The organism is Paenibacillus vini, from assembly GCF_018403325.1.
Classification (GTDB): Bacteria; Bacillota; Bacilli; order Paenibacillales; family Paenibacillaceae; genus Fontibacillus; species Fontibacillus vini.
The window spans coordinates 21,816-37,652 of the sequence record NZ_BOSL01000025.1 but is presented as its reverse complement, the minus strand read 5'-3'; the positions used below and the strand labels follow the sequence as shown (position 1 = coordinate 37,652).

Genomic DNA, 15,837 nt, shown 5'->3' with positions numbered 1-15,837 from the left:
ATGTTAATTTATGAAAATAACTGTAAAAGATGAAATTGAAGTTTTATACGAGTTAATTGATAGACATCAAACGATCTCATTTGATGTTTATGATACTGCTTTGCTTAGAAATGTTATAAATCCTACGGATTTACTTGATATCGTTCAAAGAAAAATTCAAGAACGCAGAGTGGGGAACATTGATAATTTTAAGCAACAGAGAATAAAAGCCGAAGAATCAGCAAGGTTAACCTCACCCAAAGAGGACATAACTCTCGAAGAGATTTATAAACAACTAAGTGTACTTACTAAAAGTGTAGATATCCAAATCGTTAAGGAAATTGAGTTAGAGACAGAGAGAGAATTTACAATAGCTAATCCTGTGATTAAAAAAGCCTATGAATATGCGTTTTCTAAAGGGAAACCTCTTTTTTTTATTTCTGATATGTACCTTCCACGGTCTTTTATTGAAGAACTTCTAGCTAATCTTGGATACAATAAATTTATCTTGTACGTCTCTAATGAAGTGGAAAAGTGCAAAGGGACAGGCGGGCTATACAGTTACATTGCAGAATTGAATAATTTAACTAAAGATGGTTGGTTGCATATCGGGGACAATTATGTATCCGACTATGAAGCTGCCATCAACCTAGGAATATCAGCTTATCATTATCGTTCATTGAGAGAACGAGCATTAGTTAAAAATTCTTATACCCTAGAGTATTCAATAATAAAGGCTCTACAAATCAATATAGTTGAAACATCTGAAGAGTTAGACTATTGGGAAAAGTTTGGGATAAATACAGTATCCTCTGTTTTGTGGGGATTCACAAATTGGTTGATTGAAAATATTAAAGAGAAGGGGCAAGACAATCTATTTTTTTTATCTAGGGATGGATATTTGCCTTATCTAATTTATGAAAAACTTAACGGCGTTATTTCTCATTTACCTCCTGCGAGATATATCCAGGCTTCTAGAAGGGTGTATCAGTTTCCCAATATATTGAATATGAAACGTCAGGATGCGTTAGATTTACTGACTGCATTTAACCCGTCATTGGGGCAAAGAATAACTTTGGAGGAGATATTCGATAACATCGGATTAAATAAATCCAAATACAAATCTTTATTGAATTCTTTTGGTTTTGTCAGCTTCAAGGATGAATTAAAAAGTGACTTTCAAAGAGAAAAAGTCAAAAAAATGCTAGATAGCATTTATCCTGAAGTTGAGGAAGTCCTACAAAATGAAAAAGAGACCTTACTTAAGTATTTGAGGCAGAGCGGGATTTTTGATTTCCAACAAATTAATGTAGTTGATGTTGGTTGGAGAGGCTCAACGCATAAAGCTATCAGAGATCTAACTGGTAAAAAAGTAACGGGGTATTACTTTGGAACAACGGATATCGTTTATCCTGACATTAGTAAAGATGTGTTGGGTTATGCTTTTAATCTTGGTAAACCCAAACAACGACAAAATGTCGTGATGGAAAATGTCATGATGTATGAATTTATTTTTTCGGCACCCCACGGGTCTTTAATTAAGCTTGTAGATTCTGAAGGAGAAATAACCCCATGTTTTAAGGAAGAAGATCGTATCGAAGGGTACCTGTCTTCAATTATTAAAGGTATTATTAAAGCAACTGAATCCTATATCGACTATTTTTCGTATGTCAAAAATGTTACAGTGGATGATTGCCTCGGGGATTATATTGAATTTATTGAACACAAAAATTATGACGATCTCTTCCAATTTAAAGAGTTAACTAGTTCTGTCGGAATAGGTGACACGCAGGACAAGCAACCCTTTGTAACTTTCGTGAGTTTAAAAGAATATCAGAACCGTAAAAAGGAAATCAGGATTCAGGTTCAAAAAAACTTGTGGAAAAATGCTCTAGTCGTTTATGGAACTGGGGAGGATCTTGAAAAAATAGGAATACATTTCCGTTTTGCGTTTTTAGATCGAATGGAATGGTTCATTAGAGAACGAATAATACGAGGAATAAGGAATCCTAAAAAAGCTTTTAGATATATTTTAAGAAAATTAAGGAAGTGAAGAGATGCTGAAAAGAATAAAGGAAAAGTTGTTTTATTATGTTGCAGAAAAGAATCCACATATATTGCGGGAGTACCAACAGTACAGATGGAACAATGAAGAGCTACATAGGAAGAATAGGTTGAAGTCATGGAGTTTATTAGTACGTCTCAATTGGAAGTACCGAAATTTCAAAAAAAATAATAGCAGCAATACAGTCCAAATAAAAGGACCTCGTGTTCCGTATTTAAAAGGTCCAGAGTCTTCTGTATATAAACGAGCAACTCCTCACCATTTTGCGAAAGATTTATTGCAATACGATATTGTTTCATTTGATATTTTTGACACATTAGTTTTACGTCCATTTACAAAACCTGTTGACCTATTTATGATTGTAGGGCAAAAGTTGAATTACAATGGATTTTATAGTTTACGAATTGAAGCAGAGCGAGCGGTTAGAGCTATAAGTGATGACAATGAAGGAACAAGAGAAATAACAATAGAGGAAATCTATAAGTACATTGAAAAAAATACAGGGATTCCGAAAGAGCAAGGTATTAAAGCCGAGTTTGAAACAGAGATTGACTTTTGTTTTGCCAATCCCTACATGAAGCGTGTATTTGATATACTACAAAGTCATAAAAAAAGAATGATTATTGTTTCTGATATGTACTATCCGAAAAATATGATGAACAAGTTGCTGGAAGAGTGTGGTTACACAGGTTACGAGAATATTTTTGTATCCTGTGACTATAAAATTAGCAAGTCGCGTAAAGATCTGTACAATGTCGTGCGAAATGAGTTTGGCGATGATTTGCGGATTGTGCACATTGGAGATAACATTCATGCTGACATAAACAATGCCAAAGAAATGGGATTTGAAACTCGTTATTACAAGAATGTTCATGAAATTGGAAATCAGTATCGTGCTGATGGTATGTCCGAGTTAATTGGAAGTGGGTACTCTGGAGTAGTAAACACACATCTTCATAATGGAACCAAAGAGTTCAGCCCTGCATATGAATACGGATTTATTTACGGTGGACTATATATTGCTGGATTCTGCAATTGGATTCATAGCTATTCAAAAGTAAACAATATTGATAAGGTTATCTTTCTAGCTCGTGATGGCGATATCTACAAAAAAGTGTATGATGAATTATTCGATGACATTCCAAGTGAATATCTTCTTTGGTCAAGAATTGCTCATATGAAATATTTACTACAAAAAGATAGAAATATATTTCTGAAAAGAAATATTGATTATAGAATTTCTTCTAAACAAGACATTACTATTTCCTCCATTCTTACAAGTATTGGTTTGTCCCAATTGAGTAACAAGCTTATTTATTGGAATTTAAATAGAGAAGATAAAATTACTCAGGAAAATGCCGATCATCTAAAAAAATTTTTTATAGATAATATCGATGAAATAATTGCTATTTACAAAAAAGGAAGCGACTTAGCAAAAGAGTACGTTCACTCGTTAATTGGTGAAGCGAAAAAAGTAGCCATTGTTGATGTGGGTTGGAATGGTACTGGACCACTTGGATTAAAAGTTCTTATAGAAGAAGAATGGAATCTATCTTGTGAGGTTAGTTGTCTTCTTGCTGCAAGTGGAGGACCTCCTACTGATATTATTGCTAATATACAGACTGAAAAGATAGAGAGTTATATATTTTCCCGCTCTAACAATCGTAATCTCTATGACACCCATTTTTCGACAAATAAAGGCGCTAATAGTGCTATTTTCGAGTTGTTCACGCAAGCAAAATCTCCGAGCTTTTCTGGATTTAATAACTCTGAGTTGGATTTTGAGTTTACCTTTGATCTAGCTGAGGTTGAGAATTATTCAAAGATTGAAGAAATACACCAAGGAATCATAGATTTTGTTAAGAGTTACTTCACTACATTTAATAAATATCCTTATATGTTCAATATAGCTGGTTATGATGCATACTTGCCTTTTAGAATGATTATCCGAGATTTATCTTACATTAAAAACTTCTTTTCTGACTTTGTCTTCAATTTAAATACTGGTGGCGATTTAGAGAAGAAAAATGTAGATACGTTAGGTGAAACACTAAGAAAAAGAATGTTATAGGGGTGATTGATTTGGTTTTATACCATGCAGTGACAACTTACCAGTTGTTAAATTGCATTGTTCATAGATTTATATTTCATAAGAACGAAAATGCAATCCTGGTAATACCTGATTTTGCTTCATTTGGGCAAGATGAAAAGAGTTTGGATTTACTTGCGAAAAAGGGTGTATTTAAAGAAATCTTTAAATTCCCCTACAAAAGCCTCTCTCATAATTCTATGAATTTAGTAGAAGATGTAGAAAAATTATATGAAGAAACAATAAATTACAGTCTTAATGAGCTTGGGAATATTTACGTAGGCGGAGTGCATTATTATTTTTCAATCTATCTGATTCATAATAATCGGAAATTTTATGCATTTGAAGAAGCGAACGGAGCTTATAGTAGACCTGAAATTCTACGAGACGCTTTAGATAATGCTGTTCCTTTGCACAGAGAAAACGCCGAAAAATTTAAATTAGTAGATTATTCAAACCATCTTATCGAAAAAGTTATATGTGATGCAAGAACTCAAGTAGATGGCTTTTATAGTGAGAAGCTATTGGACTTTAATGTAGTAGAAAGCATGAAAGCTTTGTCTTCTGAGGAGCTTGAATCACTTTTTGATTGCTTCTCAGTAAACCGTGAAGTTAGTATTAAACCCAATGCTTTTCTATTGTTGACTCAGCATTTTATGAATTTAAAAATACTTTCATTCGAAGAACATGCTGAAATTTACCAGACATTTGTCGACTTCTTTATAAATAATCGAAATTTATATATAAAACCTCATCCAGAAGATGTAATGTACTACGATAGAATACTACCTAGGTCTACTGTTCTGAATGGGAAATTTCCTACCGAGTTTTTGCCTTTTATTTTTGATCAAAAAATTGAGTCGGCGGCAACTATTTATTCTACATCTATTAACACAATTAGTGATTGCTTTAAACAAGTGATAGTGTTATCACCAGAGTTTAGAACTTCCTATAAGCAAGCGGCTAAGTATTATGTTGCTTTAAAGCTCATCAAGAACCTGAACATTAAGGATTTAGATACTGTTTATACTGTTGGGGTTGATAATGATCATTTGTTTACTATGGCGAAGTATAGTGATCTGGCTATAGAAAATATTTCTGTCAAATCACTTTCTGTAATTGAGACAATTAAAAACAAGATTATTATTGTTGACGACATATCTAAATCGGAAAGCTTCAATCAACAATTAGTTATCGATTTAATTGAAAGTACTGACCAAAATAACATCTTAATATTTTTAAATAGCCATGAAGACTATTGCTTTTATGATTACTACCACAAAAATATTATGGAAAAAATGCACCCTCTTGTTTATTATAGAAAACCTTTTGCGGATGAAATGTTTGTTAAACCAGAGGAACAGTCGATATATTTTTATTCTAAAAATGAGGAGTATATGACTATGGCTACAGAGTTGCAGTTCGAGAAAAAGTTAGAAAATTTACAGGTGAATTTAACAATTGAAAAAATGAGCCCTGAACAGGTGAAAATTAAAGTGCTTGAAGGAATCCTCAAAGCAACTGAACAAAGGTTGTTGTATTATATTGAAAAAGAAAGAAATGATAAACAAGAATTAGTAAATAACGAACTTGATTAACATTGGAGGAAGAGAAGATGAATATAATTGGGGTTATTCCTTCTAGATATAGTTCTAGTAGACTCCCTGGAAAACCTTTGGCTGACATCTGTGGTAGGCCTATGGTTTGGTGGGTTTACCAGCGTGCTAAAATGGTAAAGAGACTGAAAGATGTCTATGTTGCAACTGATGATGTTCGGATTGCGGAGGTTTGTGACCAATACGGTATCAAGCATATAATGACTTCCCAAAGCCATTCAAATGGAACAGAGCGTGTCGCAGAAGTTGCAGAAATAATAGAAGCTGATATCTACGTGACGATCCAAGGGGATGAACCCTTGTTAGAGCCTTCGGATATTGAAGCAGTTATCGATACGATTTTAAGTGAAGATAACATACCGTGTGCAACATTAAAAACCGAATATAAAAATCCGGTAGATGTGGTTAATGGTACAACACCGAAAGTGGTTTGTGATGTTAATGAAGATATATTGTTATTCTCAAGAGCACCTATACCATATCCAAAAGCTTCACTAGACTACAAATATTATAAACCAATTGGCGTTTATGCATTTAAGAGAGAGGTATTAAAATATTACTCAAGCCTTGAACGCGGAAGAATAGAAAGGATTGAGGATATTGAATTACTTCGGCTTGTTGAAAATGGAGTGAAAATAAGAGTTGGGGAAGTTCGTTCAGACACTGTAGCAGTTGACACAGAGAAAGACCTTGAGCGAGTTAGAGATTATATACTAGAACATAAGGAGACATTCTTGTGAATAACAAATTTATGCTAATAGCCGGACCATGCGTAATTGAATCTGAGGAACTAGTTCTCAAAACGGCGTCGAAGATTAAAGAGGTTACCGAGAAGTTTGGAATCGACTACTATTTTAAGTCATCGTTTGATAAAGCAAACCGTACTTCTGTAGATTCCTTTCGTGGACCAGGGCTAGAAAGAGGCCTTGAAATTCTAAAGAAGGTTAAAGATGAATGTAATGTTAAAATCGCTACTGATATTCATGAACCTAACCAGGCTGAACCAGTTTCTAAGGTTGCCGATATTATTCAGATACCTGCATTTTTATGCCGTCAAACAGATCTATTGGTAAGTGCGGGTAAAACGGGCAAAATCATTAATGTGAAAAAGGCCCAATTCCTTGCCCCATGGGATATGAAGAATGTTGTAGATAAACTTGAAAGTACTGGGAACCGAAATATATTGCTTTGTGAAAGAGGCACAAGCTTTGGATATAACAATCTTGTAGTAGATATGACCGGTATCGTTGAGATGAAGAAATTTGGTTACCCTGTTGTATTTGATGCTACTCACAGTGTTCAAAAACCAGGGGCGAAAGGTACAACAACAGGTGGGAACCGTGAGTATGTTGAATATTTGGCAAAAGCCGCTATTGCAGTAGGGGCAGATTCGTTATTTATGGAAGTACACCCTGATCCTGACAATGCGCTCTCTGATGGTCCTAATATGGTCCGGTTGGACAATTTAGAAGACATTTTAAGCCGCATTCTTAAAATATACGAAGCTGTGAATCATAATGAATGAACATAGTTACATTTCCCGAGCCAAGAATATCATAGATATTGAAATCAGGGCATTACAGAAATTGCGAGATGAGATAGACGATGGTTTCAGTCAAGTTATTAATACTATTTCAAATTGCCATGGTAAAACGGTGGTTACCGGCGTTGGAAAGTCAGGACACATAGCAAGAAAAGTAGCAGCAACCATGGCTAGTCTCGGAACTAGCTCCTTTTTTCTCCACCCAGGTGATGCTCTTCACGGTGATCTTGGTATGATCACTAACAATGATGTTGTGATTATTATTAGTAATAGTGGTGAGAGTGAAGAAGTATTAAGATTACTTCCAAATATGAAACTCATTGGTGCAAAAATTATTGCAATTACCAATAATAGATTTTCAAGTCTCGCAAAACACAGTGACATAATTTGTAAAATACCAGTAGTCGACGAAGCGTGCATTTTAAAAATGGCACCAACGTCAAGTACAACAGTTACCCTGGTTTTAGGTGATGCTCTAGCAGTAATCCTCTCTGAGATAAATAATTTCGGGAAAAATCAATATGCGATATTTCACCCGGCAGGAGCATTAGGAAGAAGACTTACCACAAGAGTTAGTGATATAATGCACAGCGGTTCTGAAAACTCATCTATAGAGATTGGTTCTACACTCAAAGACGCAATTGTTGAAATAAGCAAAAAAGGACTTGGTGCTGTAACTATCATTGATATGGACGGTAAGCTCAAAGGTATACTCACTGATGGAGACATTAGAAGGTGTATGGACAATGATATTAATATTTATTCTTGTCCAGTTGAAGAGGTTATGACTAAAACACCTATAACTGTATTAGGTGGTTCACTAGCCATTGATGCATTGATTATCATGCAGAAAGGCGGAAAAAAAGCATCTGTGCTACCTGTGGTTGATGAGAATAATGGTTCATTAGGTCTTATAACTGCATCAGATATCTTGAAGCTAGGCATAGTTTATTAAGAGGTGGTAAAGTGGATTTATCGAAAATAAAACTCGTCGCAACAGATTGTGATGGAGTTCTTACGGATGGAGGGCTCTACTATACAGAGTCCGGAGAAGAGATGAAAAGATTCTGCGTGTTAGATGGAGTTGGGTTTCAGGAACTTCAAAGAAATGGGATAAAAACAGCAATTATTACAGCAGAGAATAATCCCCTTATTCAGCATAGAGCAAACAAGCTAAAGATAGATTACCTGATTATGGGGACTAGAGATAAACTAGGTGCATTAGAGGATTTGTGTCAAAAGAATACAATCGACTTAAATCAAGTTGCATATATAGGTGATGATATTTTTGACCTTCCGGCTATAGAAAAGTGCCTTTTCGGATGTGTACCATCAAGTGCTAATGATTATATTAAAAGGAAAGCTCGTTATGTTACTCAGAAACAAGGGGGCCAAGGATGTTTCCGTGAAATTTCTGACATGATATTGGGGATTATTCCCTTTAATGAAAATGTGGTAACAGATAGGGATACACAGAACACTTTTTAAGACTGGTTCGATGAACCATCACAGAAATCGAGCTCAATAAACTAACCTATTCGGATTAAAAACAGCACAACGTCTAGGCAATCAGAGAGCACAGGCCACAACATATAGAGATTTATTTTATACTTTTTCGATTATGGAGGCTACCTATGAAAGCCATTATCTTAGCAGGCGGCACTGGTTCCCGCCTTTTTCCCTTAACCAAGGTAACCAATAAACACCTCCTGCCCGTGGGAAGGTACCCAATGGTTTTTCACGCTGTTTATAAGCTAAAGCAAGCCGGACTTACCGATATACTCTTGGTTACCGGCAAAGAACACATGGGCGATGTCGTAAGTCTTCTTGGTAGCGGGCGCGAGATGGGAGTTTCATTTACCTACAAAGTTCAGGACGAGGCTGGTGGGATTGCGCAAGCGTTAGGCTTAGCCGAGCAGTTTGTGGGTGATGACCAAATGATTGTTATCCTGGGGGATAATGTATTTGCTGATGATATTACACCGTATGTCTCTAATTTCCGCGAACAGAAAAAAGGAGCCAAGATCCTGATTCAGCAAGTTCCCGACCCAACCCGCTTCGGAGTCCCGGAACTTCAAGGTGAACACATCGTTTCTATTGAGGAAAAGCCTAAGCAACCTAAGTCAAATTTTGCTGTAACGGGCATTTACATGTTTGATCGTACGGTGTTTGAAATTATTAAGACCTTAACCCCCTCATCACGAGGCGAACTGGAAATCACCGACGTCAATAATGCATATATTAAACGAGGAAAATTGACCTTTGATGTGCTTGAAGGTTGGTGGACCGATGCCGGGACACATGCTTCTCTGGCAAAAGCCAATGAGTTGGCAAAAGATTTAGTTTTTGGTGAGGAGTTCGGCACACTCAAGCTTTAGTATAGGGAGGATGCTTGGCTATGAGAATAACCTCGTTAAAGCTGCAAGGCGCAGCATTGCTGGAACCGGTGGTACATGGCGATCACCGGGGTTTTTTTATGGAAAGTTATAATAACAAAATGATGCAGTCTTTGGGACAGAATTATTCGTTTGTTCAGGACAATCAGTCATTATCAGCTGAACCAGGCGTACTGCGAGGCTTGCATTACCAGTTGAATCCCAAAGCACAAACGAAGCTATTCCGGGTGTTATCAGGGGTTGTATACGATGTGATTCTCGATATTCGCCGAAATTCACCAACATTTGGCCAATGGGTCGGGATCATTCTCAGCGAGTATAATAAGCGTCAGTTATTGGTTCCGAAAGGCTTCGCCCATGGTTTCTGTACTCTTGTTCCAAACACCCAAGTTTTATACAAAGTGGACGAATATTATTCCCCTGAACACGACCGCGGCATACTATGGAATGATCCTGCTCTGGGAATCGACTGGCCGATAAGTGAGCCGCTACTTTCGGATAAAGACAGGCTCCATCCGACATTCGCTGATGCGGAGATTAATTTTGATTAGGGGGACTTATAAATGAAGCTGCTTGTAACAGGCGGTGCCGGTTTTATCGGCAGCAACTTTGTATTATATATGCTCCGCCAACATCCCGACTACCAGATTGTAAACGTGGATGCACTTACTTATGCCGGAAACCTAGAGAACCTGAAGTCGGTGGAAGGCAATCCGAATCATACCTTTGTGAAGGCGGATATTACAGACACCAAGGCTATGGAAGAACTGATGGGTCAAGATGTTGATGTGATCGTCAATTTTGCTGCAGAATCACATGTGGACCGAAGCATACTGGAGCCAGATATTTTTGTAAAAACCAATGTGCTTGGTACTCAGGTGCTCCTGGAGGCTGCTCGTAAGCATAATGTTGAAAAGTTCGTTCAGGTATCGACAGACGAAGTATATGGGTCATTAGGGGAGACTGGATTATTTACGGAAGAGACTCCGCTTCAACCGAATAGCCCTTACTCTGCCAGCAAAGCTGGTGGAGATTTGTTGGTCCGTGCCTATCATGAGACTTTTGGCTTGCCAGTAAACGTTACACGTTGCTCAAACAATTATGGACCTTACCAATTCCCGGAGAAGTTAATCCCATTAATGATCTCCAAGGCGCTTGCGGGTGAGGCGCTGCCAGTGTATGGCGACGGGTTAAACATTCGCGACTGGCTGTACGTGGAGGATCACTGCAGTGCCATTGACCTTGTGATCCATAACGGGCGCAATGGAGAAGTGTATAATATTGGTGGAAATAATGAAAGAACTAACCTCCATATTGTAAGAACGATTCTGGAGCAGCTTGGTAAGCCTGAATCCTTGATTAAGTATGTACAGGATCGTCCTGGCCATGATCGCAGGTATGGCATTGATCCTACGAAGACGACGCAGGAGTTAGGCTGGAAGCCGAAGCATTCCTTCGAGACAGGAATTCAGGAGACAATTCGCTGGTATTTGGATAATAAAGACTGGTGGACACGAATTCAGAGCGAGACTTATCAGGACTATTATGCGAAACAATATGGTGCGCGTCTTGGTGGTGGTCTGGCATGAAAGTACTGGTTACTGGGGCGTCAGGGCAGCTGGGGACGGATGTTGTAGCACAGTTTAAATATAGCGGACACGAAGTCATTGCGTCTGATCGGGATACTCTTGATATTACAGATGCGGCAGCATGTCTGTCGCTCCTTCAGCAATCCAGGCCAGAGACCGTCATTCATTGTGCGGCCTATACGGGAGTGGATCGTGCGGAGGAAGAGGTGGAATCCGCCTATGCCATCAATGCGGCCGGAACCCGGAATATGGTAGTTGCCAGTGAACGCGTAGGGGCCAAGTTTTGCTATATTAGTACGGATTATGTGTTTGATGGACGTTCTGATTCGCCTTACCGCGAGTATGACGATACGAACCCGCAGAGTATATACGGAAAATCCAAAAGAGCAGGAGAACAGCTTGTCCAGACATTATCCTCGCGCTATTTTATTGTAAGGACATCTTGGGTGTTCGGTCTGCATGGGCATAACTTTGTCAAAACGATGCTTAGACTGGGGCAAGAACGCGATGAGATCAAGGTTGTCGTTGATCAGAAAGGATCGCCGACGTACACGGCAGACTTGGCTGAATTTCTGCTACAGTTAATCGCAACGGAGCAATATGGTATCTATCATGCTTCCAACTCAGATACATGCACATGGTATGAGTTCGCTTCGGAGATCTTTGCCGAGGCTTCAGAGATTTTGAACGACCCACTAAAAGCAAAACTCATCCCCTGCACGACGGAGGAGTTTTCACTCCCTGCCCCTAGGCCGGCCAATTCAGTCATGGACCATTTATCCATTCGAAATAGTGGATTTAAAGATTTGAGATCATGGCAGGAGGGGCTGCAGGACTTTCTCCAGCAGTATTTGAAGAAATAGGGCAATTTGGTATAATGAAGTTTGATGTAGAAAACATTATATAACTAACGTACGGGGGCACTGGGAAATGAAGTGCTCCTTATTTCTGTGGTGAGAGGAGAACCCATGTCTGCAGCTGTCAGCGTACATATTGTAACTTTTAATAGCGGCAACGATATAGAAGCTTGCCTAGAGGCTATATTTGGACAGACATACCCCATCAATCAAATCATTATCGTCGATAACGCCTCTGCAGACGATACGATTCAGCGGGTTGAAGCGATTCGAGCGCGCGCGAGTATTCCGGTGCAAATTAGTCTCGTTACTAATGCCGATAACGTAGGCTTCGCCCCGGCACATAACCAGGCAATACGATTGTCCAGTGCAGATTATATGCTAATCCTTAACCCGGATGTGATTCTCTCTCCAACTTATGTGGAATATCTTATCCGTATTATGAATAAGGATCAAGGAATCGGAAGTGCCACAGGTATGCTGGTATTCCAGAATCAGCCGGGAATCATTGACTCGACAGGACTTGTCATGAATCGGATCTGGAGAGCCTTTGACCGGGGAGCCGGCGAGCCGGCAGATAAATGGAAGGTGTCCGGCGATGTATTCGGTGTGTCCGGAGCTGCGGCGATATACTCAAGAGAGATGATTGAAGCCATCTCCATTCAGGGTGAATTTTTTGACGAAGATTTCTTTGCCTATAAAGAGGATGTAGATGTTGCTTGGCGAGGGAGACTGTTCGGTTATAGATCATATTACTGTGCAGAAGCCGTTGGGTATCATAAACGCGGCTGGAAAAAAGGTAGCCGCAAACAGCAGCCTTTATTCATTCGCCTTCATTCCTTCATCAATCGCTACAAGATGATGTATAAAAATCTTTGCCCGTCAGCATGGAAAAAGCAGTTCCTACCTTTACTTGCCTACGAAATAGTCGTGCATGCCTATATGCTGTTGAGAGAACCGAAGGTTCTCGGCGCTTGGCTGGACTTCCGCAAGAAGTTTCCGGAATTGAGGGAGAAGCGGAAAGAAATTATAGAAAAGCTAAACAGTGCACAATGAGTCGTGACGCAGTTGATCACTTCTGGAAGTGAAGATGTCATAAGCACCACCTCCAATCTAGAGGCAATACTTCCTACCCAAGTTCAGTTGTACAAGACAAATTGTACCATGAGCCCGATATTCAGGGCTCTTTTTCTTTGTTTCTTGCCTTATCCCTTGATCAAAATATGATTCACCATCCCCCCCATTTCTTCTCATCCTTCCATCCTCCCCGGAGCTCCTTCACCTATGCTATAATAATGTCGATAGATTACTATATTTGTCAGGAGTCTTGGATTATGGATTTGAGCATCGTCATCGTCAGCTATAATACGCGTGACTTAACTATAGATTGCTTGAAATCCGTGTTCGAATCGGATACGGAATATACTTATGAGGTCATTGTCGTCGACAATGCTTCCAAGGACGACTCGGTTCCGGCCATCAAGGAGCAGTTCCCGCAGGTGCGGCTGATCGAGAATCACACGAACACCGGCTTTGCCAAAGGAAATAATCAGGCGATGGAGATCGTGAACGGCCGCTATGTGCTGCTGCTCAATTCAGATACGATTATGCAGTCGGGCACTTTGCAGACGATGCTTGCATATATGGAGGAACACCCGAAGGTAGGAGCGTCAGGTTGCAAAGTGATTCTGCCGGACGGCTCGCTGGATAAAGCGTGCAGAAGAGGCTTTCCTACGCCGTCAGCTTCTTTTTATTACGCATTCGGATTTTCGAAGCTTTATCCGGAGAACCCGCGGTTTAATCAATATCATCTCAGTTATCTCAACCCGAATGAGACTTATCCAATCGATTGTCTGGTTGGGGCTTTTATGCTGCTGCGTCAGGAGACGATCCGGGAGGTAGGGGTTCTGGATGAGACTTTTTTTATGTACGGAGAAGACATAGATTGGTGCTACCGGATCAAGCAGGCAGGGTGGGAGATCCACTATCATCCGGCCACTTACATTGTCCATTACAAGGGAGCAAGCAGTCGCCGCAAGCCTATGAAAATTATCTACGAATTTCATAGAGCGATGTGGGTGTTCCACCGCAAGCATTTCAAACGGCACTATTCCTGGTTCACTAACATGGCCGTATTCAGCGGCATCGCCCTCAAGTTCTCCTTATCCTTTATCAGTAATAAACTTAAACCGGGTATCCCGGTAAGGGGCACGCTGGACACCAGCGCTGAGACATCGAGTCGCCAAATGGAGGTGAAGCAATGATCCGCAAAAATCAGCGGTTTTTGACACAATTGTATATTTTGGCGGATTTTGCGGTTATTCAGATTTCATTCCTTATGGCCTGGTGGATCAAGTTTGAAAGTGGCTTGATTCGTTACGAACAGCCATTGTCCGTGGAGATATATGCATTCTGGAGCATCGTTTATGGCGCTATTTCCGTATTTGTCGGGATTCTGGTCTCGCTTTATTCTCCTAAACGCAAAAAACGCTTCTCCGACGAAGTGCTAAAGTTGATCCAGGTTCACTTTTCGAGCTTGTTCATCCTTTTCGGATTAATGTTTTTTGTAAAACAGGTAGATATCTCGCGTACCTATCTGGCCATTTATATGACTTTGAATTTGATGTTCATCATGTTATACCGCTATTTTCTAAAAAGTTCACTGAAACAGCTCCGAAAAAAGGGCTTCAACAAGCAGTTTGTGCTCATTTTAGGTGCGGGATCGCTAGGACAAAAATTTCATGATAACCTCCGGCAATACCCGGAGCTCGGCTACGATATCGTTGGATTTCTTGATGATCATCGGGAATGGACGGCTGATGAAAAGTCCAGATATAAGCCGATTCTCGGGACCTTAGATCAGTTGCAGGAGATATTGGAGTCGAAGCTCATTGATGAGGTTGTGCTTGCATTGCCGCTAGCTGCACATTCCAAATATGCAAGGATCATTGCGATTTGTGAAAAGATAGGGGTTCGCACACTGATCATTCCGGACTTTTTCGATTATTTGCCCGCACGCCCTGTGTTTGATAACTTTGCCGGGATGCCGATGATCAATGTCCGCGATATTCCGCTCGACTTGGCTGGGAACCGGCTTGCAAAGCGATTGTTTGATATTGTATTTAGTTCCATTGCCATTATCATTACTTCTCCGATTATGTTAATAATCGCTATCGGTGTAAAAATGACCTCAAAGGGTCCGGTAATTTTCAAGCAAGAACGGGTAGGTCTGAACCGCAGGAAGTTCCGAATGTATAAATTCCGCTCTATGCGGTTGCTACCTGAAAGTATGGCTGACACCCGCTGGACTACAGAGAACGATCCCCGACGAACCAAGTTCGGTACTTTTTTGCGCAAAACAAGCCTTGATGAACTTCCGCAATTTTTTAATGTTCTGGCTGGCCATATGAGCGTAGTCGGACCTCGTCCTGAACGTCCATATTTTGTAGATCAATTCAGGGAGGAAGTTCCGAAATACATGGTGAAGCACCACGTACGTCCAGGAATTACCGGATATGCCCAAGCTCATGGGCTTCGTGGAGACACTTCGATCGAGGAACGAATTGAACACGACATTTTTTATATCGAAAATTGGTCAATTCTAATGGATATCAAGATCATTTTGAAAACAGTAGTTAATGGATTTGTAAACAAGAATGCCTACTAATTTTTTGATATGTTATTATAGCCTGTGGTCTCTCAA

General features: G+C 39.6%; 14 protein-coding genes. All 14 read left to right on the top strand.

Going from position 1 to position 15,837, the window contains the following annotated elements:
• Positions 1-10: 10 nt before the first annotated feature.
• The 14 genes from KJS57_RS24450 to KJS57_RS24385 all read left to right on the top strand — a co-directional run bounded on the left by KJS57_RS24450 (position 11) and on the right by KJS57_RS24385 (position 15,801).
• Positions 11-2,032: a hypothetical protein gene (locus KJS57_RS24450; protein WP_213656635.1), complete on the top strand. Its 2,022-nt coding sequence runs from the start codon at positions 11-13 to the stop codon at positions 2,030-2,032.
• 4 nt (positions 2,033-2,036) lie between these two features.
• Complete coding sequence (locus tag KJS57_RS24445) at positions 2,037-4,115, top strand: HAD family hydrolase (protein WP_213656634.1); 2,079 nt, start codon at positions 2,037-2,039, stop codon at positions 4,113-4,115.
• Positions 4,116-4,117: 2 nt separating this feature from the next.
• Positions 4,118-5,731 carry a polysialyltransferase family glycosyltransferase gene (locus KJS57_RS24440; protein WP_213656633.1) on the top strand — a complete coding sequence of 538 codons (1,614 nt, stop codon included), beginning with the start codon at positions 4,118-4,120 and terminating at the stop codon, positions 5,729-5,731.
• Positions 5,732-5,748: 17 nt separating this feature from the next.
• Positions 5,749-6,489 (top strand): 3-deoxy-manno-octulosonate cytidylyltransferase, encoded by a 741-nt coding sequence (kdsB, locus tag KJS57_RS24435; RefSeq protein ID WP_213656632.1) that lies wholly within the window; start codon positions 5,749-5,751, stop codon positions 6,487-6,489.
• An 11-nt stretch (positions 6,490-6,500) separates the two neighbouring features.
• On the top strand, positions 6,501-7,274 hold the full coding sequence (gene kdsA / locus KJS57_RS24430) for a 3-deoxy-8-phosphooctulonate synthase (protein ID WP_213656645.1): 774 nt from the start codon (positions 6,501-6,503) through the stop codon (positions 7,272-7,274).
• Positions 7,267-8,247, top strand: a complete 981-nt coding sequence (locus KJS57_RS24425; RefSeq protein ID WP_213656631.1) for a KpsF/GutQ family sugar-phosphate isomerase — start codon at positions 7,267-7,269, stop codon at positions 8,245-8,247. Before kdsA ends, KJS57_RS24425 begins: the two co-directional genes overlap by 8 nt.
• Before the next feature lie 11 nt (positions 8,248-8,258).
• Positions 8,259-8,780 (top strand): KdsC family phosphatase, encoded by a 522-nt coding sequence (locus KJS57_RS24420; RefSeq protein WP_213656630.1) that lies wholly within the window; start codon positions 8,259-8,261, stop codon positions 8,778-8,780.
• 146 nt (positions 8,781-8,926) lie between these two features.
• The gene (locus KJS57_RS24415; RefSeq protein WP_213656629.1) at positions 8,927-9,670 is read left to right on the top strand and encodes a sugar phosphate nucleotidyltransferase; all 744 of its coding nucleotides are present in this window, start codon (positions 8,927-8,929) and stop codon (positions 9,668-9,670) included.
• 20 nt (positions 9,671-9,690) lie between these two features.
• Complete coding sequence (gene rfbC / locus KJS57_RS24410; RefSeq protein WP_213656628.1) at positions 9,691-10,239, top strand: dTDP-4-dehydrorhamnose 3,5-epimerase; 549 nt, start codon at positions 9,691-9,693, stop codon at positions 10,237-10,239.
• Between the two features lie 12 nt (positions 10,240-10,251).
• Entirely contained in the window at positions 10,252-11,277 is a 1,026-nt protein-coding gene (gene rfbB / locus KJS57_RS24405; RefSeq protein WP_213656627.1) for a dTDP-glucose 4,6-dehydratase, read from the top strand.
• Positions 11,274-12,140, top strand: coding sequence for a dTDP-4-dehydrorhamnose reductase (gene rfbD / locus KJS57_RS24400; protein WP_213656626.1), 867 nt, complete (start codon positions 11,274-11,276; stop codon positions 12,138-12,140). The genes rfbB and rfbD overlap by 4 nt, the downstream gene beginning before the upstream one ends.
• Before the next feature lie 105 nt (positions 12,141-12,245).
• Positions 12,246-13,190 (top strand): glycosyltransferase family 2 protein, encoded by a 945-nt coding sequence (locus KJS57_RS24395; RefSeq protein ID WP_213656625.1) that lies wholly within the window; start codon positions 12,246-12,248, stop codon positions 13,188-13,190.
• A 278-nt stretch (positions 13,191-13,468) separates the two neighbouring features.
• The gene (locus KJS57_RS24390; RefSeq protein WP_213656624.1) at positions 13,469-14,398 is read left to right on the top strand and encodes a glycosyltransferase family 2 protein; all 930 of its coding nucleotides are present in this window, start codon (positions 13,469-13,471) and stop codon (positions 14,396-14,398) included.
• Entirely contained in the window at positions 14,395-15,801 is a 1,407-nt protein-coding gene (locus KJS57_RS24385) for an undecaprenyl-phosphate glucose phosphotransferase (RefSeq protein WP_213656623.1), read from the top strand. The genes KJS57_RS24390 and KJS57_RS24385 overlap by 4 nt, the downstream gene beginning before the upstream one ends.
• Positions 15,802-15,837: the final 36 nt, after the last annotated feature.